The 20,994-nt window shown below is 69.6% G+C and carries 22 protein-coding genes, 2 tRNA genes and 1 pseudogene; 11 read left to right on the top strand and 14 right to left on the bottom strand.

Going from position 1 to position 20,994, the window contains the following annotated elements:
* Nucleotides 1–197, bottom strand: a 197-nt coding sequence (locus LQV45_RS04625; protein WP_230005965.1) for a ThiF family adenylyltransferase, incomplete at its 3' end; no start/stop codon positions are given.
* A gap of 29 nt (nt 198–226) precedes the next feature.
* Nucleotides 227–949, bottom strand: coding sequence for a hypothetical protein (locus LQV45_RS04620; protein WP_230005964.1), 723 nt, complete (start codon nt 947–949; stop codon nt 227–229).
* 113 nt (nt 950–1,062) lie between these two features.
* On the opposite strand from LQV45_RS04620, the gene LQV45_RS04615 reads away from it, so the two are divergent.
* From LQV45_RS04615 to LQV45_RS04605, 3 genes are all read left to right on the top strand, one after another.
* On the top strand, nt 1,063–2,046 hold the full coding sequence (locus LQV45_RS04615) for a hypothetical protein (protein WP_230005963.1): 984 nt from the start codon (nt 1,063–1,065) through the stop codon (nt 2,044–2,046).
* A 245-nt stretch (nt 2,047–2,291) separates the two neighbouring features.
* Entirely contained in the window at nt 2,292–3,035 is a 744-nt protein-coding gene (locus tag LQV45_RS04610; RefSeq protein WP_230005967.1) for an ABC transporter ATP-binding protein, read from the top strand.
* A complete protein-coding gene (locus LQV45_RS04605) occupies nt 3,017–4,603 on the top strand; it encodes a hypothetical protein (RefSeq protein ID WP_230005962.1) in 1,587 nt (528 codons plus the stop codon). Before LQV45_RS04610 ends, LQV45_RS04605 begins: the two co-directional genes overlap by 19 nt.
* A 66-nt stretch (nt 4,604–4,669) precedes the next feature.
* Here LQV45_RS04605 and LQV45_RS04600 read toward each other — a convergent pair.
* The 4 genes from LQV45_RS04600 to galU all read right to left on the bottom strand — a co-directional run bounded on the left by LQV45_RS04600 (nt 4,670) and on the right by galU (nt 7,602).
* Nucleotides 4,670–4,745: transfer RNA gene (locus tag LQV45_RS04600), tRNA-Ala, on the bottom strand.
* Between the two features lie 80 nt (nt 4,746–4,825).
* Nucleotides 4,826–5,884, bottom strand: coding sequence for a large exoprotein (locus tag LQV45_RS04595; protein ID WP_230005961.1), 1,059 nt, complete (start codon nt 5,882–5,884; stop codon nt 4,826–4,828).
* A 189-nt stretch (nt 5,885–6,073) separates the two neighbouring features.
* A complete protein-coding gene (locus LQV45_RS04590) occupies nt 6,074–6,697 on the bottom strand; it encodes a GNAT family N-acetyltransferase (protein ID WP_230005966.1) in 624 nt (207 codons plus the stop codon).
* Nucleotides 6,698–6,711: 14 nt separating this feature from the next.
* Entirely contained in the window at nt 6,712–7,602 is an 891-nt protein-coding gene (gene galU / locus LQV45_RS04585; protein WP_230005960.1) for a UTP--glucose-1-phosphate uridylyltransferase GalU, read from the bottom strand.
* Between the two features lie 81 nt (nt 7,603–7,683).
* Between galU and LQV45_RS04580 the strand changes: the two genes are divergently transcribed.
* From LQV45_RS04580 to mscL, 3 genes are read left to right on the top strand one after another with little or no spacing between them, the layout of a single operon-like run.
* Nucleotides 7,684–8,280, top strand: a complete 597-nt coding sequence (locus LQV45_RS04580; RefSeq protein ID WP_230005959.1) for a 5-formyltetrahydrofolate cyclo-ligase — start codon at nt 7,684–7,686, stop codon at nt 8,278–8,280.
* An 18-nt stretch (nt 8,281–8,298) separates the two neighbouring features.
* The gene (locus LQV45_RS04575) at nt 8,299–8,577 is read left to right on the top strand and encodes an FmdB family zinc ribbon protein (RefSeq protein WP_138173701.1); all 279 of its coding nucleotides are present in this window, start codon (nt 8,299–8,301) and stop codon (nt 8,575–8,577) included.
* A 34-nt stretch (nt 8,578–8,611) separates the two neighbouring features.
* Nucleotides 8,612–9,028, top strand: coding sequence for a large conductance mechanosensitive channel protein MscL (mscL, locus tag LQV45_RS04570; RefSeq protein WP_230005958.1), 417 nt, complete (start codon nt 8,612–8,614; stop codon nt 9,026–9,028).
* Between the two features lie 141 nt (nt 9,029–9,169).
* On the opposite strand, the gene LQV45_RS04565 is transcribed toward mscL, so the two are convergent.
* Both LQV45_RS04565 and LQV45_RS04560 read right to left on the bottom strand, forming a co-directional pair.
* Nucleotides 9,170–9,394 (bottom strand): hypothetical protein, encoded by a 225-nt coding sequence (locus LQV45_RS04565; protein WP_230005957.1) that lies wholly within the window; start codon nt 9,392–9,394, stop codon nt 9,170–9,172.
* Nucleotides 9,391–13,158, bottom strand: coding sequence for an AAA family ATPase (locus LQV45_RS04560; RefSeq protein ID WP_374208143.1), 3,768 nt, complete (start codon nt 13,156–13,158; stop codon nt 9,391–9,393). The genes LQV45_RS04565 and LQV45_RS04560 overlap by 4 nt, the downstream gene beginning before the upstream one ends.
* A gap of 140 nt (nt 13,159–13,298) precedes the next feature.
* Here LQV45_RS04560 and LQV45_RS35870 point away from each other — a divergent pair.
* Together LQV45_RS35870 and LQV45_RS35865 are read left to right on the top strand one after the other, a co-directional pair.
* Nucleotides 13,299–13,478 (top strand): annotated as a pseudogene (locus tag LQV45_RS35870) (methylated-DNA--[protein]-cysteine S-methyltransferase); the annotation flags it as partial.
* A 145-nt stretch (nt 13,479–13,623) separates the two neighbouring features.
* The gene (locus LQV45_RS35865; protein WP_374208142.1) at nt 13,624–13,824 is read left to right on the top strand and encodes a methylated-DNA--[protein]-cysteine S-methyltransferase; all 201 of its coding nucleotides are present in this window, start codon (nt 13,624–13,626) and stop codon (nt 13,822–13,824) included.
* Between the two features lie 90 nt (nt 13,825–13,914).
* Here LQV45_RS35865 and LQV45_RS04550 read toward each other — a convergent pair whose 3' ends face one another.
* Nucleotides 13,915–15,531, bottom strand: coding sequence for a cation acetate symporter (locus LQV45_RS04550; RefSeq protein ID WP_230005955.1), 1,617 nt, complete (start codon nt 15,529–15,531; stop codon nt 13,915–13,917).
* Nucleotides 15,528–15,878 (bottom strand): DUF485 domain-containing protein, encoded by a 351-nt coding sequence (locus LQV45_RS04545; RefSeq protein ID WP_171024226.1) that lies wholly within the window; start codon nt 15,876–15,878, stop codon nt 15,528–15,530. The genes LQV45_RS04550 and LQV45_RS04545 overlap by 4 nt, the downstream gene beginning before the upstream one ends.
* A 138-nt stretch (nt 15,879–16,016) precedes the next feature.
* Here LQV45_RS04545 and LQV45_RS04540 point away from each other — a divergent pair, with 138 nt between their 5' ends.
* Together LQV45_RS04540 and LQV45_RS04535 are read left to right on the top strand one after the other, a co-directional pair.
* Complete coding sequence (locus LQV45_RS04540) at nt 16,017–16,868, top strand: LuxR C-terminal-related transcriptional regulator (RefSeq protein WP_230005954.1); 852 nt, start codon at nt 16,017–16,019, stop codon at nt 16,866–16,868.
* Nucleotides 16,869–16,991: 123 nt separating this feature from the next.
* Entirely contained in the window at nt 16,992–17,276 is a 285-nt protein-coding gene (locus tag LQV45_RS04535) for a Fe-S cluster assembly protein HesB (RefSeq protein ID WP_138173711.1), read from the top strand.
* A 65-nt stretch (nt 17,277–17,341) separates the two neighbouring features.
* Here LQV45_RS04535 and LQV45_RS04530 read toward each other — a convergent pair whose 3' ends face one another.
* From LQV45_RS04530 to LQV45_RS04520, 3 genes are all read right to left on the bottom strand, one after another.
* Nucleotides 17,342–18,208: a DUF4436 family protein gene (locus tag LQV45_RS04530; protein WP_230005953.1), complete on the bottom strand. Its 867-nt coding sequence runs from the start codon at nt 18,206–18,208 to the stop codon at nt 17,342–17,344.
* 35 nt (nt 18,209–18,243) lie between these two features.
* A tRNA-Arg gene (locus LQV45_RS04525) sits at nt 18,244–18,319 on the bottom strand.
* Nucleotides 18,320–18,335: 16 nt separating this feature from the next.
* On the bottom strand, nt 18,336–19,070 hold the full coding sequence (locus LQV45_RS04520) for an NRDE family protein (protein ID WP_230005952.1): 735 nt from the start codon (nt 19,068–19,070) through the stop codon (nt 18,336–18,338).
* Nucleotides 19,071–19,230: 160 nt separating this feature from the next.
* On the opposite strand from LQV45_RS04520, the gene coaBC reads away from it, so the two are divergent.
* Complete coding sequence (coaBC, locus tag LQV45_RS04515; RefSeq protein WP_230005951.1) at nt 19,231–20,433, top strand: bifunctional phosphopantothenoylcysteine decarboxylase/phosphopantothenate--cysteine ligase CoaBC; 1,203 nt, start codon at nt 19,231–19,233, stop codon at nt 20,431–20,433.
* 15 nt (nt 20,434–20,448) lie between these two features.
* Here coaBC and LQV45_RS04510 read toward each other — a convergent pair.
* Nucleotides 20,449–20,994 (bottom strand): hypothetical protein (locus LQV45_RS04510; RefSeq protein WP_230005950.1); only part of this gene is annotated, 546 nt, incomplete at its 5' end.

Here is a 20,994-nt window from a genome sequence, read left to right as displayed (position 1 = left end):
ACACGGTTGGAGTTCTCGGGCACGAAGGTCTCGGGATCCGCGATCCGCACCTCCTTCGGCCCAGCCATCATGACCAATGCCACCGCGAGATCGAAACCGTCACCGCCGGCGCCGGCGATAGCTATCGTCGAGTCCCGGAGGATCTGCTGCTCGCTGTGCCGCCAGAAGCCGAGGTTCCTGCGAAACTCCGGGGGCACAGGGCCGTGCTGTTCACACCGTTCGAGAGTCATCGCTCAACCGTTCCCCAGAAGCGGGCGGCACCCTCGGACACATCGAGTTCGTCGATCTCCGAGAGCCCGCCGAGACCCACCGCCGAGACCACGGGGTCGAGCCGAATAGCGACGTTGACCCCTTGGTATTCGTCCAGCCAAATCGGATCGGCGATCCGCACGACCCCCACGCCCATGATCCGCAGCAGGCGCTCCAGCGGGCGCTCGACGATCGCATAGACGTCACCGTCCGCTCCGGCCTGTCGGATGTGGGCGATCGTCGACCGCAGCAGCTCGGACAACGCGCGCGCCTGGTGCCGAGAATCGTCGAGACGGCCGATGTAGCGCGACACCTCGACACTCCCGCTCCCGAGAGCCAGGCCGTACAGGCTGTCGGCGGGCAGAGGTCGGTTGTCCGCGCCGAGACGTTCGATCACACGCACGCAGGCGACAGCAACTGGGAAGGGCGAGCGGTTCTCCACCACCAGGAAGGAGGCGGAGCGGTCGTCGTCGTCGTCGACATCGAGCCCGTACGTGAGAGAGTCGGGATCGAGCATCCCGGTCTGCTCCGTGTACACGCGGGTGCGAAGCTCCAAGTAGGCGGTGTACAGAGGGTTGGCCCGGAGACCGTGTCCGAGGGCAATGACGGCGAAACGCCTGTCGGGATGCGCCCGGAAAAGATCGCAGCGAACGTCCGGAGTGACGTCCGCATTCCGGACTCTTCGAGTGGGGGTGGTCATGGTCGTGGTCCTTTCGTCGAGGTGTTTCGACGCTAGGAATCAGGAAATCGACGCGGGGAGAGTCGGAATAAAGTTGGAGAGCTCACATACTGCAGTACCGGTCAGAGGCTCGGATGAACGCCAGTAGTCGCACGCAAGCCGAACGTCACACAGAGGACGTCGCCGCGGATCTCGGTCTGCTACGCAAGTTCGAGGGCTTCATCGAACGCAGGCTGGATCAGGTGCCATCGGTCAGGGCGTTGCTCAAAGAGGATCCGGATGACACCTTCGAGCGCATGGTGAGCCGATTCCTCTCCGCGATCCACTCGTTGGACGACGATGAGGCTGCGCTCTTGCTCGACGTCTTCGCCCTCAGCCCCGAAACACGGCGGCTCATACGGCTGCAAGAACGCCGAAAGGCGCACGGCGAGAAAATCGGGCGCGGCGTGGAGACGGTCGCCGCGCGCGAAGAACGAGCCCTCCCCCACCTGCTGACGAAGCTCCTCACCGGCAGGTACACGCAATCACCACTGGTCATCCAGGTGCCGGAGATGCACGACGGCATCATCTACGAGGCGACCAGCACTCTGATCGTCGTAGAGAACCGTCGTTGGAAGGAAACCCGGGAGCACTATCGCTTCGCAGCCACCTTCGACGAGATGGACTACGTCACCGTCACCCGGTCTTACCCGGGTCGCACGACCCCGCATTCCGAAGGCGACTTCAAGGTGAACACCCGCGCAGTGGAGGGCGCGGGATGGAATGATCACTTCTGGCACCTCAACAAGGCCCGGACCGCGACCGAGCCGATGGTCCGCGGCGGCGTGTATGACTTGAAGTTCACCATTCATCCCGACGTCAGCAGCGGCGCGGATTCGCTCACGCTCGCCAGCCGCGCTTTCCACGAGCGGTCCCTTCTTGCGACGATCCAAGTCCGTTTCCTGGGCGAGACACCCGCGGATGTGTGGACTTACACACAGGCCAGCCCATTCGCGCGCCCGACCAAACCCGACGAGCACAACAGAACTACCCTCGATGAACGCGGTATCGCGACCGTCCGCCTGCGTGACGCTCACGGAGGCCTGTTCACCGGGATCGCATGGGACTGGCGGCGGTGACGTCGTCGGCCATTCGTCGCGAAGAAGAGGCCGAACGAGAACCCTGCGCCGATGAGCCGGCCGGCGGAACCGCCCCGCCGCCGAAGCGGTCCGGTACGGAGAACGCAATATCCGATCCGGGGCTGGGATCACCCTCGATCGCTGGATAGGTTCGAAAAGTGACCGACAATTCGCGTGAGGTACCACCGACGTCCGTGTTGCCCGAAGCCGTCGCCCCACCGACAGCGGCCGATTCGCTGCCCGCGATGCAGCTGAACGGTCTCGTCAAACGCTTCGGGGAGAAGACGGCCGTGGCCGGCCTCGACCTGACCGTCCCGGCGGGATCGTTCTACGGGCTCGTCGGGCCGAACGGCGCGGGCAAGACGACGACCCTGTCGATGGCGACCGGGCTCTTGCGCCCCGACGCGGGGACGGCGCAGATCCACGGGGTCGACGTGTGGGCGCACCCGGTCGAGGCGAAGAAGCTCATCGGCAACCTCGCCGACGGCGTCCGGCTGTTCGATCGGCTGACGGGCGAGCAGCTCGTCACGTACACCGGCATGATGTTCGGGCTCCCGCGCGACGAGGTCGCGACCCGGACCGCCGATCTCCTGCGCATCATGGATCTCGGCGAGGCCGCCGGGACGCCCGTCGTCGACTACTCCGCGGGCATGACGAAGAAGGTCGCCCTCGCGTGCGCTCTCGTCCACGCGCCGCGCCTCCTCGTCCTCGACGAGCCGTTCGAGTCGGTCGACCCGGTCTCCGCCGCCAACATCGAGGACATCCTCCGCGGCTACACCGCCTCGGGCGGCACGGTCATCGTCTCGAGCCACTCGATGGACCTGGTGCAGCGCATGTGCGACCACGTCGCGATCATCGCGCAAGGCCGCCTTCTGGCATCCGGAACCGTCGACGAGGTGCGCGGCACGCAGACACTGCAGGACCGCTTCGTGGATCTCGTCGGCGGTCGCCACCACTCGGAGGGGCCGCAGTGGTTGCGACAGTCCTGAAGATCCGGTTCCGCGTCCTGGGCAACACCCTCGCGCGGAGCCCGATGCAGCTCGTCGGCTTCATCTTCGGTCTCCTCGGTGCGGTGTGGATGCTGGGGCTGGCCGGTGTGGCGCTGTTCTTCGTCGGCGCGCTCGACTTCGACATCGCGCGCGCCGCCGTGACCGCGGCGGGCGCCGTCTTGACCCTCGGATGGGTCGTGGGGCCGGTGTTCGCCGCCGGCATCGACACGACCCTCGACCCGGCCAAGCTCGCGCCGTTCCCGATGACAACGCGCCAGATGATGATCGCCATCACCGCCGGTGGACTCACCGGTGTCCCCGGTATCGCCACGACGCTCGGGGCGCTCGCGACGTTCCTCGTGTGGGCTCGCGAACCCGTCGCCGCGATCGCCGCGGTGGTGTGCGTTCCCCTCGGCGTGCTCATCTGCGTCGTCGCCTCCCGCGCCGTCGCAGCACTCGCCGGTGGCTTCGGCGGCGGGCGACGCACACGCGAGGTCATCGGACTCATCGGCTTCACGCTGCTGATCTTCGCCAGCCCGTTGTTCATCGGGATCACGAACGGCGTGATCGCCGTGAGTGGCCAGGGCGCGCAGCTGCAGACCATCACGACCGCCATCTCGTGGACCCCGATCGGCGCGGTGTGGGCGGTGCCGGGCGACCTCGCCACCGGATCGTGGCTCCCCGCGCTCGCGAAGTTCGCCATCGCCGTCGCCACGTTCGCGGCGCTGTGGGTGCTGTGGCAGCGGAGCCTCGCGGCCTCGGTCGTCGCTCCCCCGGCCCGCTCCCGCGCTCGCCGCAGCGCCGGCTCGCTCGGCTGGTTCGGTCGGATGCCGTCCACCCCCGCCGGCGCAACGTGGGCGCGCTCGCTGACCTCGTGGACGCGGGACATGCGTTACCTCCGGCAGCTGATCCTGCTCCCGTTCGCCCCGGTGATCGTGCTCATCTACTCGGGCGGCGACACCGCCGGGCCGTTCTTCGCGCTCTCGGGTCTGCTGGCAGCCTTCTTCGCCGGGACGCTCCCCTACACCGACGTCTCGTACGACGGCACCGCCTTCGCGACCGTGATGCAGACCGGCATCCGCGGGCGCGCCGATCGCCTGGGCAGGATGCTCGGCGCCGCGAGCATCGGCATCCCCCTCGTCGTGCTGGCGGACGCCGTGACGATCGCGATCGCCGGACGATGGGACCTTTTCCCCGCCGTCCTCGGCGCCTCGCTGGGCGTCGTGCTGGTCGGCTACGGCGTCAGCGCGGTCAGCTCGGCGATCCTCGTCATCCCGACGCCCGCGCCGGGCGACTCGCCGTTCAAGCGCGTTCCGGGCACGTCCTTCGTGATGACGCTGTTGTTCTTCCTGTGCTGGATCCTCGCCGCGATCATCGCCGTGCCGGCCGTCATCCCGGCGGCCATGGCCGCGTTCGGCGGATCGAGCGTCGCCGGATGGCTCGCGCTGGCGGTCGGCCCGCTGTGGGGCGTGCTGGTCTTTACGGCCGGGGTGCTCGTGGGCGGCCGGCGCTTCGACGCCGGGGCGCCCGCGCTTCTCGCGCAGCTGCGCTCGTTCAAGGGAGCGTGACCCGGGCCATCGGCGGCCGGGAACGACGAAGCGGCGCACCCTGTGTGGGTGCGCCGCCGGTGGATTTGGTGGACCTGAGGGGATTCGAACCCCTGACCTCCTCGATGCGAACGAGGCGCGCTACCAACTGCGCCACAGGCCCGGACAACTCGACAACACTATCACGCAACGTTCGACGCCCCTGCCCCGGGCGGACACCCGGGCGTGCCGTGCGGACGAGCGTTACTGCCCCGATGCGCGGCGCTCGAGCAGACGGCGCACGTGGTCTTCGATCTCGGTGTCGTCGACGTAGCCCATCGCGGCGTAGGCCGAGGGCGCGGGACGGGATGCCGCCGGGCGCGCGGTCTCGATCGGCGTGGGAGCCTCGGTGGCGGCGATGTCGCGGGCGACCTGTTCGCGTGCCGCGGCGCGCAGCGCCTCGCGGGCGAGTTGCTCGTCGACGACCGCGGCGGCGCGGGAACCGGCCGAGGCGACCAGCGGGCGCGGGAGCTCCCGCGGAGTCCACGTCGGTCGAGGCGCGGGAGCCGCGGCCACGAAGTCCTGCACCTCGACGGCTGGGCGGACGGCATCCTCCTCGATCGGACGCGCGACGGCGCGAGCCGCGACGCGCGACAGGCGCTGCAGCACGGTGAGAGAGAGAAGGACGGCCACACCCCCGATGGCGAGCAGCACGGGCGCGGCACCGAACAACACCTGGATGCCTCCGACCACGGCCGCCATCAGCCCGAGGACGGCGAACGACGTCGTGGCGAGGCGGAAGCGACGTCGCGCACGCGCACGGCGCAGTTCGGGCCGAGCCACGGCGACCGCACGCTCGGCGTGGGCGCGTTCGACGGCGGCGGCTTGTTCGGCGCGCGTCTTCTCCAGCGCCGCGGCCCGTTCGGCCTTGGCCACCTCGACGGCGGCTGCACGCTCGGCGCGAGCGAGTTCGAGGGCGGCGGCGCGCTGCTCTTTGACGAGGTCACGGTCGCGAGCCGCTTCGAGGCGCGCGACCTCGAGACGGGCCTTCGCCTCGGCGAGTTCGACCTGCGCCTTCTGCGACTGCACCTGTCGCGCGAGCTTCGTCTGCTGATGAGCCGTACGCGCCGTGAGTTCCAGACGCACTTCGCGCGGGGTCTCGGCGGTCTCGGCCAGGACGCGCAGCGCCTGGTTCAGCCGCACGGCGTTGCGCTCGGCGGAAGTGAAGCGGTGACGGCTCTGCCACGAGGGCAGCAAGTACACCAACCACAGCGCGACCGCGACGAAGACGATCACCCCGCCGCCGAGAACCTGTCCACCCATGGCACCACGGTAGGTCACGCCGAGGTCACACCTCGGCATCCTTCCGCGTGTCGCGTCCTCTGATATGGAGGTCGCGAGACATCAATCAGCCGACGAATCCCCCGCAGCCTGCAGCCGACATGTCAGCGGGATGCAGTCTCGGCGAATCCCCCGCCCACAGAACACCCGCAACGCCGGGGCGCACCCGTGTTACAACCGGTCGGCCGGCGGCACGCGCGCGGCATCCGGAGGGACCTGACCCCGCTCCCAGCGGTCGAGGACGCCGTACGGCACCTCTTCGCGCACGAGTGCGAACGCGTAGTGGTCACGCCAGTCGCCGTCGATGTGGATGTAGCGGCGACGCAGACCCTCGTAGCGGAAGCCCAGCTTCTCGACCACACGCAGGCTGGCATGGTTCTCGGGCCGGATGCAGATCTCGACGCGGTGCAGGTTCAGCGCGGTGAAGCAGACGTCGGTGGCCATCGCGACGCTGATCGTCGTGATGTTCCGACCGGCGAAGCCCTCGGCGACCCAGTACCCGATCGTCGCCGACGCCAGTGACCCGCGCGAGACGCCCCAGACGTTCAACTGCCCCGCGACCTCGTCGGCCCACTCCATGACGAAGGGGACGCCGACGCCGTCGCGGTACTGCTGGAGCAGACGCCGGATCCCCAGGCGCATGTCGAACGACACCGGACCGTCGGGGCTCGTCGCCTCCCACGGTCGCAACCATGACCGGTTGTCGATCAGCTGCTGCTGGAGGACGCGCGCGTCACGATTGCGGATGAGTCGGATCGACACCTCACCGTGCCGTCGTGGGACGGAGAGATCCATGGCATCCCGTCGGGTCACAGACCCGCCGCGAACTCCTTGAACCACGGGCGGAGCGCGGGGCCGAGATCTTCGCGGTCGGACGCGAGCTGCACGATGGCCTTGATGTAGTCCACCCGGTCACCGGTGTCGTAGCGACGTCCGCGGAACACGACGCCGTACACACCGCCACCGTCGCCGCCGCCGTTCGCGAGCTCCTCGAGTGCGTCGGTCAGCTGGATCTCGCCGCCCTTGCCGGGCTCGGTGTGCTCCAGGATGCCGAACACATCGGGACCCAGCACGTAGCGGCCGATGATGGCGAGGTTCGAGGGCGCGTCCTCGGCCTTGGGCTTCTCGACGAGCTTCGTGACCTTGACCACGCCCTCGTCTTCGGTCGGCTCGACCGCCGCGACACCGTAGAGGTGGATGTGCTCGGGGTCGACCTCCATGAGGGCGATGATCGTGGCGCTGCGCTTGTCGTACTCGTCCATCATCTGAGTGAGGAGCGGGTCGCGCTCGTCAATGAGGTCGTCGCCGAGGAGCACGGCGAAGGGGTGGTCGCCGACGTGGCTGCGCGCGCGGAGCACTGCGTGACCGAGACCCTTCGGCTCGCCCTGGCGGACCATGTGCACGTCGGCGAGGTCGGACGAGTGCTCGACCTTGGCGAGCTTGTCGTGGTCGCCCTTCTCGCGCAGCTTCGTCTCGAGCTCGGGCATCGAGTCGAAGTGGTTCGCGATGTTGTTCTTGTTACGGCCGATGATGATCAGAACGTCCTGGATCCCGGCCGCGGTCGCCTCCTCGACGACGTACTGGATCGCGGGCTTGTCGACGACCGGCAGCATCTCTTTGGGCATGGCCTTGGTGGCCGGAAGGAAGCGAGTACCGAGTCCTGCGGCCGGAATGACGGCCTTGAAGGGCTTATGAGGCATGCGCATACCCTACTGGTGTCATGCGACCGCGCTGTTACCAATTGCGCACGTCGCGATCGTTCGCCCACGTACACTGACTGCATGCCCGACAGCATCGAGCAGGCCAAACGCGCGCTACGCGCCGACCTGCGCGAACGACGCCAGAACGTCTCGGCGCCCGGGCGCGAGGTCGCCGAGGCCGGTGTCAAGGCCCAGCTCGACGCGCTCGTCGATCGCCTCGGTGCCCGCAGCATCTCCTGCTTCCTCTCCACGACCACCGAGCCCGGCACACACGCCTTCGTCGAAGACGCGGTGGCTCGCGGCATCCGGGTCCTCCTTCCCATCACGCGGGACGACGGCCTGCTGGACTGGACGGTCGCGACACCGGATGCCGAGATCGCCGAAGGCCTCTTCGGACTCCCCGAGCCCGTGGGCGACGTGCTCGGCCCGATCGCCGTCAACGACGTGGACCTGCTCGTCATCCCCGCGGCCGCCGTCGACCGCCGCGGGATGCGACTGGGCTGGGGCCGCGGCTACTTCGACAAGACCATCGGATCGATGGAGAAGTGCCCGCCCGTCTACGCCGTTATCTTCGACTCCGAGTTCGTCGACGAGGTCCCGCGCGACGTGCACGACCAGCCTGTCTCGGGCATCGTGACCCCCACGCGCACCGTCGCCATCGACGGCTCAGCCGCCTGAACACCCGAAGGAACCCGAATGCCCACCTATGCCTACGCCTGCAAGCAGTGCGGTCACCGTTTCGACGCGGTGCAGTCCTTCTCGGACGCCGCCCTCACCGAGTGCCCCGAGTGCGGCGGCGAGCTCCGCAAGCAGTACGGCTCCATCGGTGTGACCTTCAACGGCTCGGGGTTCTACCGCACCGACTCCCGCGGGTCGAATGGGGCGTCCTCCGGCGCGGCATCCGAGTCGACCGGCGGATCTTCGACATCATCGACTTCGGAATCGACGAAGACCGCGTCCGCCCCCGCATCCTGACTCTCGCGCGACGCGGCAGAACGGGAGCCACGTCATGATCCAAGGATTCAAGGAGTTCATCCTCCGCGGCAATGTCATCGATCTCGCGGTAGCGGTGGTCATCGGAGCGGCGTTCACCGCGGTGGTCAACGCCATCGTCAGCGCGGTCATCAATCCGCTGATCGAAGTGTTCTATGTGGCCAACGAGAACGGCGAGTTCGGCCCGAGCATCACGGGGATCTACGGCCAGACGGTCACGTTTCCGCTCGGGGCGCTCCTGAGCGCGGTCATCAGCTTCCTCGCGGTCGCCCTGGTGGTCTACTTCGTCTTCGTCTTCCCGATGAACCGGTGGAAGGCCCGCGCCGCGGCCCGCGCCGGCGTCGTCGAGCAGAGCGAAGAGCCGAAGCTCCCCACCGAGCAGGAGCTGCTCGTGCAGATCCGCGATCTGCTGGAGCGTCAGCCCCGCGCCTGACCACGGCCGTCACGGCCGTCACGGCATCCATAAACGCGATCCGTGTCCAGAAACGCTCTCTCTTCGCGTTTCTCGACACGGATCGCGTTTCTCGTGGTGCCCGGAACGACAGCGCCGCGCGCTCGCAAGCCCGGCGCCGGCTCAGTAGTGCGGGGGGACGTCGCGCAGCAGTTGCGCGTCATTCGGCCCGGATGCCACGGGCCCGGCCGCTTCCCCTCGCGAGGGGTCGTCCGCCGGCGCGGGCTCCGCGCTGGTCCCGGGTGCCGCGAGCAAGCGTGCACGCCGGGCTCCCGGCATCCGCACGATGGGTTGCCGGACCTCGTCGGCGTCGGCTGACGCCTCGGCCTCCTCCGCCACGCCGCTCACCCGGAAAGGTCGAGGGGCTCGGTGGTGGTGCCGGGGGTCGCCGCGTCGTCGGGCGAGACGCCGAGCAGCTCCGCGATCCGGGATGCCACGCCCGCGGGGTCGCTGTAGAGATCGAAGGCGTGCACGCGCACGTAGTGCCAGCCCAGGCGGCGCAGGATCTGCGGCCGAAGGCGGAGCGTCTCGCGCAACGATTCGCCGATCGTCTCGGGGTCGCTCTCGGCCACGACCGCCTTGCCGCCCGACCGGGCCACGAGCGGGAGGAGTCCGCGGTAGTCGAGGTCGACCTCGACTCCCAACCGGCGCAGCTCCCGCGCCAGAGCGCGGGTCAGCGGGTCGGCGAGTTCTTCGAGCCGCGAGTCGCGCCCCCGTCCGGCGAGGTTGCCGAGGATGCCCATGAGGGTCGCCGCGCCGTGTTCGAGGCGGCCGTCGTCGAAGGCCGACGGGCGGATCGACGACACGATCACCATCGAACGTCGCGCGCGGGTCATGCCGACCGTGAGCAGACGCTCGCCGTCGGGGGTCGAAAGATCGCCGAAGTCGCTGAGGACGCGCCCGTGACGGGTGAGCCCGAACCCGAGCGAGAAGACCACCCGGTCGCGGCTCTCGGCCACGGACTCCTCGAGGGTCAGCACGGCGAAGGGCTCCGCGGCATCCCGCGCGACGAACGCCGCCACGTCGGAGCGGCCCGCGAGTGCGGCCTCGACGGCGGCCCGCACGCGCTCGGCGTGCTTGCGGCTGGCCGTGACGACCATGAGCGACTCGGCGGCGCGGTTCACGGCGTGCTCGACGACGAGGGTGACCACGCGCGCCACCTCGGCATCCGGACTCTCGACGGCACCGCTGACCGGGTCGGGGGCGCCGACGCCGTTCTCGACGTAATCGACGCTCAGGCTGCCGCGGCCGAGATACGACCCGGCCCAGGGCAGCGACACGATCTCGCCGCCGTAGAACGCGTCGTTCACGAGCTCCGCGAGGTCCTCGCCGCCGGCGCGGTAGCTGCGGGTCAGCGTCTCGACCGGGAGGAGTTCGGCGATGCGCTCGAACACCGACACCTCGTCGAAGGGGACGTCATCGGCTTCGTCGTCGGCGAGCGGCGTCAGGGTCGCGCTCACCCGGAACGGCGTCGGCTTCTGAACCACCGGGTCGCCGAACAGCACGACCTGGCGTGCCCGGCGGAGAGCGGGCGCCGCTTCGGCCAGGCACAGCGCCGCAGCGTCGGCGATGACGACGACATCGAACGCGAGGTCGCTGGGGACGTCGGGCACTTCGTACGGCGAGGCCAGCCACACCGGCGCGAGGGTGCGCAACAGCGTGGGCGCGGCATCCGAGATCTCTTGCGCGGTGTGCAGACCGTCCTTCAGCGCGGTCTTCAGCGCCGCAGCTTCGTCGGGGTGGTCCACGATGCCGATACGCCACTGCGTGGCGAGCTGGGCCGCGAGCAACGGACCGGCCGCGGCGGCGTGCGCCTCGTCGACGAGGCGGAAGTCCCGTTCGAGACGGTCCACGACGCTGGTGTTGGCTCCGAGGAGCGCCCGGTCGGTGCGCAGCAGGTGCTCGAGGGCGGACTGCCACCAGGCGAACTCCAACTCATCGCCCACGCGGTCCTCGGGGACGTGTCGCACCGACAGCTCGACCAGGAGCTGCTCGAGCCCGAGGCGCGCGAGCTCGCCGCGCAACTGTGCGCGCTCGACGAGGTTGTCGAAGAACGTCGACTCGGCGGCCAGCCCCGCGAGGGTGCGCACGAGCACCTGGACCGGCAAGGTCGCCAACCGCTCCGAGCCCTGACGGCCGAGGATGTGGTCGAGCTCCCCCAGCAGAGCGTCGGTCCGCTGCCAGGCGACGTGCACGTCGGCGAGACCGAGCGGAACCTCGGGGGTGACGCCCGCCTCCACCACGCGCTGCCATTCGGTGCGCTGCTGCTGGATGCGGACGAGCGCTTCGTACATGTCGGATACGTGCACGCCGGGCCGTACGTATTCCTTCGACAGCCGACGCAGACGCCGACGGTTCGGACCGCTCATCGCCGACGAGTCCCGGCGCGGTGAATGCGCGTCGATGAGTTCGCCGAGCGGACGCTCGAACACCGTGGGGCTGAAGCGGTCGAGCGACTCGCGAATGCCCTGCAGGAGCTTCAGGTACGCGCCCAGCTCGGACACCGTCTGGAACGGGCGCATGCGCGTCTGGGCGATGAGCTCGTAGCCGCGCTCGAGCAGTCGCGGAACGTCCTGGGCGTGGAGCTTCCCCGCCAGGTCGTGCGCCGCACGGGCGTCCTCGGTACGGGTGAAGCTCACGCCGTACCAGGGCGAGTCATCGGGACCGAAACGGAATTCGCCCAGACGCGCCGCTGTCGCCAGCGCCTTGGCCGCCGCGTCGCGACGCCCGGCGAGGCGCTCCAGCGTCGCGAGATCGAACCGCGCCGACGTCGAGGGCGCCGGAGAGACGGATGCCAGCGCCGTCAGTGCCCGCAGGACGTCGAGAGCCGAGACCCCCAGCGCGAGATGCGGCTCGGTGACGGCCGAACGGTAATCGCGCAGGACGGTCCGCAGCCGCACGAGCGCATCGTCGATCTCGGAGACCTTGGGCTGTTCGGTCTTCTCGTTCCGGCCGATCGCGCGGATGAGGTCGCGACGGACGTGGGTCGGTGAGACGGCGAGCCCGGTCAGACCGACGCCGGCCAGGCGATGACGGATGCCGTCGAGGGTGGACCGCCGCGCACTGACGACGAGGACGCGCTTGCCCGCGTGGACGCTCTGCCCGATCGCGTTGATCACCGTCTGCGTGCCGCCCGTGCCGGGGAGGGTGTGCACGGCGAGGGAGTGCCCGGCGGAGATGCGGGCCAGGACGCGCTCCTGCTCGGCGTCGGCATCCAGGAGCAGGGTGTCGGCGGCGGGCGCGCGCTCGTCCGGGCTCGAGACGACCGGGTCGGCGCGGCGGACGGTGATGCGGGCGCGGTCGTCGGGGTGCCCGGCGAGCGCGTTCAGCAGCGGATCGTCGAGATGCTGCGTGTCGCGCGCCATGCCCGATCCGACGTCGGCGAACGACGAGATGATCAGGCGCGGGTGCACCACGAAAGTGGGCACGTGCGTGGTGAGTCGGCGCAGGTGGTCGATCACCGGCTGGGGCTTGAACACGCCCTGGTCGTACGCCAGGCCCGCCAGAGCGGTGCTGTCGATCGGGATGCCGAGGTGCGTACGGAACGCGCGGGCCAGTTCGGGGTTCATGATGAACGCGCCGTGGAGCTTGAGTTCGAAGTCGCCGTTGTGGCGTCGGATGGCGAGCGGGCGCAGCAGCACGGGAGCCGACCACTCGACTCCCCCGATCTTCCACGCTGCCAGCCCGACCGCCAGGTGCACGGGCTCGAGCCCGCGCGCGGTGCGCAGTTCGACGTTCTTGGCCGTGATGCGCTCGGCCGCGATCCGTGCGGTGCGCAGTGCCACCTCGTCGCGGAAGAGGTTGGAGAGGAGGGTCGCCCGGCCGGTGATGAACTGCGGGAGCGAGCCGGGGTGGGCCTTGGTGATGTCGATGCCGGCGTCGAGGGCATCGTCGAAACGCAGGAGCGTCGAGCGCCCACCGAGCGCCGCCGCCTCGGAACGGATGCGATCGCGTTCGGGGTCGGCGACGTGACGAACCACGATGCCGGGCTCCGACAGTCGCAGCTCGCCCGGATCGATCGACGTCGGAACGTCGCCTTCGGCGCCCGTCACGACGCCGTCCTCAGCTCGCCACACACCTGCCAGACTAAGCGGGGCACCCTGGGAAGGCATGCAGTGAGCCCGAGTTTCGCGGTATTGCACGACACGCCGCGCCGATCGGCTCTTCCTCCCGAGCGGGCGAATCTCGTCGGGCGTCCACAGATCGGCTCTGGAGCCGCGCGGGACAGAACGCGTGTGAAGAGGATGACGGGATGAGCACAGCGACCAGCACCGTGTACGACGGCCCCTTCGCCCCGATCCTGCTGACCTTCGTCGACGACGCCCTCGTGCACGTCGACGTGGCCCACGACGGGCTCGACATCGCACGCACGACAATTGCGCAACGCCTGGGTGTGATGCCCGAGCCCGACACCGGCGCGCCCCACGGAGCGCTCGCACAATTGGACGAGTACTTCGCCGGGCGTCGGCGGACCTTCGAGATCCCGTTGGACTGGCGATTCGTGGACGGTTTCCCGCGGGCGGGCCACGAGACGCATCCCCTACGGCGAAGTCGCCTCGTACGGAGAGGTGGCGATCATGGCCGGCTCCCCGGGCGCCGCCCGCGCGGTGGGGACGGCGTGCGCCCGGACGCCGTTCTCGATCGTCGTGCCGGTGCATCGCGTCGTGCGCGCCGACGGCTCGATCGGGGAGTACGGCGGCCATCCCGAGGTCAAGCACTTCCTGCTGGACCTCGAGAACGGTGTCGCCGGGGCGGATCGACTGCGCTCCCCCGCGTGAGCCACAACCCGGCGAGCGCGTGAGCCCCGGGGCGGGAACGCGCCCGTCGCCCGGCCCGGGCGGAAGCCGGACCGGGCGACGCTGCGCGGATCAGTGACTCGAGGCCTTCTCGGCGCCGAACCCGGTGAGGGAGCGCACGTCCATCTCGGCGGCCTTACGCGGATCCTCCTTGCGACTCGATGTGATCGACCCCAACCATCCGAGCAGGAAGCCCAGCGGGATCGACACGATGCCGGGGTTGTTCAGCGGCCAGATCGCCACCCCCGTGTTCGCGAACACGCTCGTGGGTCCGCCCCAGAACACCGGGGAGAGCAGGATCAGGACGAGGGCCGACCCGAGTCCGCCGTACATGCTCCACACCGCACCGCGCGTGCTGAAGCGGCGCCAGAAGAGCGAGTACAGAATCGTCGGCAGGTTCGCCGACGCGGCGACCGCGAACGCCAGCGCCACCAGGAACGCCACGTTCTGCCCCTGCACACCGATGCCACCCACGATCGCGAGCACGCCGATGACGACGACCGTGCGCCGCGCGACCTTGACTTCGCCGTCGGGCGGCACATTGCCCTTCTTGACGACGTTGGCGTAGATGTCGTGAGCGAACGATGCTGCCGCGGTGATCGTGAGCCCCGCCACGACCGCGAGGATCGTCGCGAACGCCACGGCCGAGATGAACCCGAGCAGGATCGGCCCACCGAGGGCGAGCGCGAGCAGGGGTGCAGCGGCGTTGACGCCACCCGGGGCGGCCAGGATCGCTTCCGAGCCGACGAGTGCCGTGGCCCCGTACCCGAGGACGAGCGTCAGGATGTAGAACAGGCCGATGAGCCAGATCGCCCACACCACCGACCGTCGCGCCTCCTTGGCCGTCGGCACCGTATAGAAGCGCATCAGGACGTGCGGCAGCCCCGCGGTTCCCAGGACCAGGGCGAGAGCCAGCGAGATGAAGTCCCACGGGTTGGCGCCGTACTGCAGTCCCGGTCCGAGGATCGCTTCCCCCTTCGGAGAGGCGGCCACGGCACTCTCCAGGAGCGTGTTGAGGCTGAATCCGTTGATCGCGAGCACCCAGATCGTCATGACCACGGCACCGCCGATGAGCAGGAACGCCTTCACGATCTGCACCCACGTGGTGCCCTTCATGCCGCCGATGAGCACGTACACGATCATGAGCACGCCGACCACGGCCACCACGATCGACTGCCCGACGCGCTCGGTGATGCCCAGGAGCAGCGACACCAGACCGCCGGCTCCCGCCATCTGCGCCAAAAGGTAGAAGAAGCACACGGCGAGCGTCGTGATCGCCGCGGCCATGCGGACCGGCCGCTCCTTCAGGCGGAACGAAAGGACGTCCGCCATCGTGAACTTGCCCGTGTTGCGCATGAGCTCGGCGACGAGGAGCAGCGCCACGAGCCAGGCCACGAGGAATCCGATGGAGTACAGGAATCCGTCGTACCCGTTGATGGCGATCGCACCGACGATGCCGAGGAACGACGCCGCCGAGAGGTAGTCGCCGGCGATCGCGAAGCCGTTCTGCGGCCCGGTGAACGACCGTCCCGCGGCGTAGTAGTCAGCGGCGGTCTTGCTGTTGCGGCTGGCGCGGATGACGATGAACAGCGTCACCGCGACGAACGCCCCGAAGATCGAGATGTTCAGGACGGGATTGTTCTCCACCGTCTGCACGGCCGCGTGCACGGTACCGAAGAGCTCGTTCACGCCTCACCCCGCTCAGCCCGCTCGAGTTCGACACGAAGATGCTCCGCACCCGGGTCGAGACGACGATTGGCGTACGCGACGTAGCCCATCGTGAGGGCGAATGTCGTGACGAACTGCCCGAGCCCGAAGACGAGCCCGACCGTGATGGCCCCGAACACCGGCTGCGCCATGAAGGCCGGAGCGAACGAGGACAGCAACACGTAGACGAAGTACCAGACGAGGAACGCCACGGCCATGGGGAACACGAAGCTGCGCTGGCGCCTCTTCAGTTCCCGGAACGGGGCGGACTCCTCGACCGCGATGTAGTCGACGCCGCTCGAGGCGCCGTCGATCCTGCTATCCGTCATGTGGCCTCCTTGCCTCATGAGACCGATGCCACGCAGCATCGGAAGGGGAAAAACACCGGATCGGCGAGCGATCCCGATGGTAGGGTCGACGCTACGAAAGGCGGCGACGAAGCCGTCACCCCCGGAAGTAGGTAGTTCGTGGGAGCACCGGCCGCACTCCGAGACGACGCGACGCTCGTGTCGCACGCGGTGACCGAACTCGCCCGCCGCACGCACTTCCCCGTCGCCTTCGGCGGCCTCGAACGCGACGGCGCCGTGCACGTCTCCACGATCGTGGGCGCGCGCACCCGCAGTATCGAGGGGCTCGTCGTGCACGCCGAGCGCGGCCTCGGCGGGCGCGCTCTCGTGGAAGGACGCCCCCGCCTCGCGCTGGACTACCGCACGGCCCGCTCGATCACGCACGACTACGATCGCGCGATCCTGGGGGAAGGCATCGCCACGCTGTTCGCCGTGCCGGTCCTGGTTCGTGGCAGCGCCCGGGGCGTGCTCTACTGCGGCTCATGGGGGCAGGCCACGCTCGGAGAGCGTGAGGCGCGCCCCGCGTTCGACATCGCCGGGGAACTCGGCACCGAGCTGCGCGTGCGCGACGAGGTCGACCGGCGTCTGGCCGCGGCGAAGTCGGGCGACGACGGCCTCAGCACCGGAGCGCGCGAAGAGATCCGGCAGAGCTACGCACAGCTGCGCAGCATCGCCGCAACCGTCGGCGACGACGGGGTCCGTCGCCGGTTGGAGGATCTCGAGTCACGTCTGGCCGCACTCTCGGGCGACGCTCCGACCGACCCCGAGGGAGCCGGCATCCACCTGTCCCGTCGCGAACTGGACGTGCTCGCGTGCGCGGCCGTCGGCTCCACGAACGGCGAGATCGCGGAATCCCTGAACTTGCGCGAGACGACGGTGAAGTCCTATCTCGCGTCGGCGATGTCGAAGCTGGATGCCTCGACCCGGCACGCCGCGGTCGCTCGGGCGCGGCGGGTGGGACTGCTGCCCTGAGCGCGTCCCGGACGCGCTGAGCGCTCCGTGAGAATCCCCTGGCAATGGCGCCGTGAGGTTGAGACCGCCGTCGATTCTCGGAATCGTGGCTGGCCCCTGACGTCGACACAGAAGGAGAGCCACATGCTGACGCTCACTCACGAGGCCACCACCGCCGTCAAGACCATCACCGCCCAGCTGCCGGAAGCCGCCCAGGGGGGTGTGCGCATCGAAGGCGCCGGTTCCCCCGAGTCGCAGTTCCGCCTCTCGGTCGTCGACGGGCCGGAGCCCGAAGACGCCGTCGTGGAGGACTCCGGCGCCCGCGTCTTCCTCGACGCCGACGCCGCTCAGGTGCTCGACGACCGCGTACTGGACGCGCAGGTCGACGGGCAGGGATCGGTGCAGTTCGCCGTCACCACCCAGGCGTGATGCCATGCGACGATGCCCCGGCCGCGTGCCGGGGCATCGTCGTATCCGGGCGCAGGTCCCGCGCCTCAGGCGGGGCCGCGTCGCACCCACGCGACGACGAACAGCACGAGACCGGCGACGAGTGCGGCGAGCACCCACAGCACGATGAGGTAGTCGATCCACGACCCGATCGGGGGCGAGCCCGGCAAAAAGTTGCGTAGCGGAATCGTCGCGAACAGCATCGCACCCATCCAGCCCAGCGCGGTCACCTCGACCTTGCGCTTGCCGCGCAGCACGATCACCGCCACCGTCACCACCAGGATCGGGATGATCACCATGAGCGTGAGCAGGACGATGCCGAAGGCGATCGTTGAACCCGATCGGGTGACCGTGATGTCAACGGCGAGGATGCCGCCCCCGAGAGGAGTCTCGGCGACAGCGATGTCCCACCCCGGGATGCCGCGTTTGGCTGGCTGAACCGTGGTCGGGAGGGGCACGGACTCGCCGTCCGCTTCCTCCTCGATCGCCGTCATCACGGTCCGCACCGTGTAGCGGTCGAACGGCCAGTTCTCGATCTCGCCGTCCATGACCAGGGAGGTCTCGATAGGCGCGATGACACCGCCGTCCTCGAAGGGGGTGGCTTTCGACCCCGCGACCGCCGAGATGAGCACCCCGAACGAGCGGAGCGCGACCAGACCGTTCGTCACGGTGCCGTCGTCTCCCTGCGTGGGCACCACCGACATCGAGAAGCGGTTGGTCGTGGCATCCATCTTCTCGGGAGTGAGCGCCAGCGCGACCGTATCTCCGGTGGTCTCGCCTTCGCCGCTGGTCACGACATCGCCGCTGCCGGCATAGAGGCCGACGACGGTGGCGTAGAGCGCGGCGAAGATCACGACGGACACGACGGACCACAGGACGGTGCGGCGACGGGACGGCGCGGGGCTACTGCTCACGATGCCAGTGTGGCAGAGCGGAAACGACGGGATCGTGGTGCCCCCGACAGGATTCGAACCTGCGACGCCCGCGTTAGGAGTGCGGCGCTCTATCCCCTGAGCTACGGAGGCGGGGCTGCATTCCAGCCTACTGCGGCCGAACCGGGATGCCGGTGCGCAGGCGCTCGACGAGAGAGTCGTCCCACTCCCCCGGCTCGGCCACGGCGGCCTCGCGGATGTCGACACCGTCCGCGCCCACCGACGCCGCGCACACGAGCAGCGATTCGAGCACGAGACCGTCGTGCGCGTCACGACGCAGCACCGACGTGGCGGGGTCGGCGGTCGACGCCGCCACGACGGCAAGCCACGGCTCCCACCAGGCCTCGCCCTCTGCGATCCCCGCGTGACGGAAGTCCTCGAGCCACCGTCCGATCCGCGGCGTGGCCGGGTCGTCCGGGCTGTGGTGGGCGATCATGTGCGTTCCGGGCGCGAGGCGGGTGCGCTCCGCCCTGAGTCCATCCCATTCCACGACGGTGACACCGCCGGCATCCACCTCGACGAGGTTGAACCCGCGGGTCTCCGGCTCCGGCGGAAGCACCCCCGCGACGGACTGCAGAGGGATGCCGCCCCGGCTGACGACGTCGTCGTCCGAACGCTCCGACAGGTCCTCGCGGTTGAGCAGCACCGCGAGACGTCGCGCGCCGGTGTCGACGGCGAGCCAGGCACCGCCGGCGCGGTCATCGCGCACGCCGTCGACCTCGGGCTGATCGGGCCACCATCGCCCGAGTCCCCGCCACGGACGGTTCCGGTCTTCGTCGCGGACGGCCAGCACGCGGACCGGCTGACCGCTCTCGCGCGGGACCTCGACGACGACGGTGCACATTGCTCCCACGGTACCCGCGCGCGCGGGGGTGGCGGGGCGAGCGGCATCACACGCGCGATCGGCGTCATCCCCTGTTCTCGTCGCGGCTCGGGGCCCGCGGCATCCCCGTCTTTCGTCATCGCTTCGACCCCCGGCGGCATCTACCTGGGAGACTGGGGCCATGTTCGTCGTCGTGGGAGTGACCGGGGGCATTGCCGCCTACAAGACCGTCGGCCTGGTGCGGCTCCTCGTGAAGGAGGGCCACGACGTCCACGTCGTCCCCACCGAGGACGCGCTGCGCTTCGTGGGCCTGCCCACGTGGGAGGCCATCAGCCGCAATCCCGTCACCACCTCGGTGCACGAGGACGTCGCGCGAGTGCGGCACGTGTCGCTCGGTCAGTCCGCCGATATCGTGATCGTCGCACCGGCCACGGCCAACACGCTGGCATCGATGACGGCGGGCCTGGCCTCCGATCTGCTCGGCACCACGCTGCTGGCCACGACCGCACCCGTCGTGGTGGCGCCTGCGATGCACACCGAGATGTGGCGGCATCCCGCCACCGTGCACAACATCGAGGTGCTCCGCGCGCGCGGCGTGCACGTCGTCGGACCGGACGACGGGGCGCTCACCGGCGGCGACAGCGGCCCCGGTCGCATGTCGGAGCCCGAGGAGATCGTCTCCGCCGCGCTCGCCCTCGTCGCACGCCCGAAAGACCTCGCGGGTCTGCGGGTGCTCGTCAGCGCCGGCGGCACCCGCGAGCCGATCGATCCGGTCCGCTTCCTGGGCAACCGCTCGAGCGGTCGCCAGGGCGTCGCAATCGCCCGCGCCGCCGCCGACCGCGGTGCGCAGGTCACGCTCGTCGCCGCGCACCTCGACGCCGACGTGCGGCCCGATCCGCGCGTCGAGGTGATCGCGGTGGGCACGGCCGACGAGCTGGGACGGGCGATGGATGCCACCGCCCCCGACGCCGACGTCATCGTGATGGCCGCTGCGGTCGCCGACTACTCCGTCACCGCGGTGTCGGAGCACAAGCTGCGCAAGCAGGACTCCCCCGGCGCGCTGACGCTGGAGCTGGTGGAGAACCGCGATGTCGTCGCGGGGCTCGTCGCCGCACGTCGCCCGCACCAGACGATCGTGGCGTTCGCCGCCGAGACCGTCGACGGTGAGGAGGAGCTCGTCGAGCGGGCACGGGCCAAAGTCGTGCGTAAGGGCGTCGACCTCCTCGCCGCGAACGCCGTCGGGTGGACCCGGGGATTCGAGACGGCCGACAACGCCCTCACGATCGTCGGGCGCGACGGGGACGTCGTGGCCACGGCATCCGGTTCGAAGGACGAGACCGCGCACGCCCTGCTCGACGCGGTCCTGGTGGCCCGCTCGAGCTGACGTGTCGCCGTCGGCTCAGTAGCCGTAGTACTGCAGCTGCTCGATGATCGCGAACACCTGGCTGAAGATCACGAAGAACCAGATCGAGACGGCGACGATCGAGATCACCGTCACCGCGATCCAGCCCCACACCGGCGCGAGACCCTTGCCGGTCTGGCGACGCAGGATCACGGCACGTCCGATGATGTAGACGCCGCCGCTGGAGATCGCCAGGACGAAGAGGCTCCACGCCCAGTGGAACGGCTTCTGGATGCCGCGGGCGCGCAGCTGGCGCCAGTCGAGGAATGAGAACAGCACCGTGAGGCCGGCCAGGACGAAGCCGAACACCGAGGTTCCGGCCGTCACCAGCAACGACGACGACGCGGCGTAGGGAGCCTGCTCCGGGAAGGCCGAGGCGTAGATCGACGCCTGGATGAACGTCGACCAGGCGAACAGGAACAGCGTCAGCAGCGACACGAGCGGCAGCGCGACGACGAGCCAGATCCACACGGTGTTCGTCGGGATGTCCCGACGCGCGGGGGCAGCAGCGGCGGGCGCAGCCTGCGGGGCGCCCGGGTAGGC

Source organism: Microbacterium sp. Bi128, assembly GCF_918698205.1.
The sequence above is the reverse complement of the archived record's forward strand: the minus strand, read 5'-3'. Positions and strand labels throughout refer to the sequence as shown.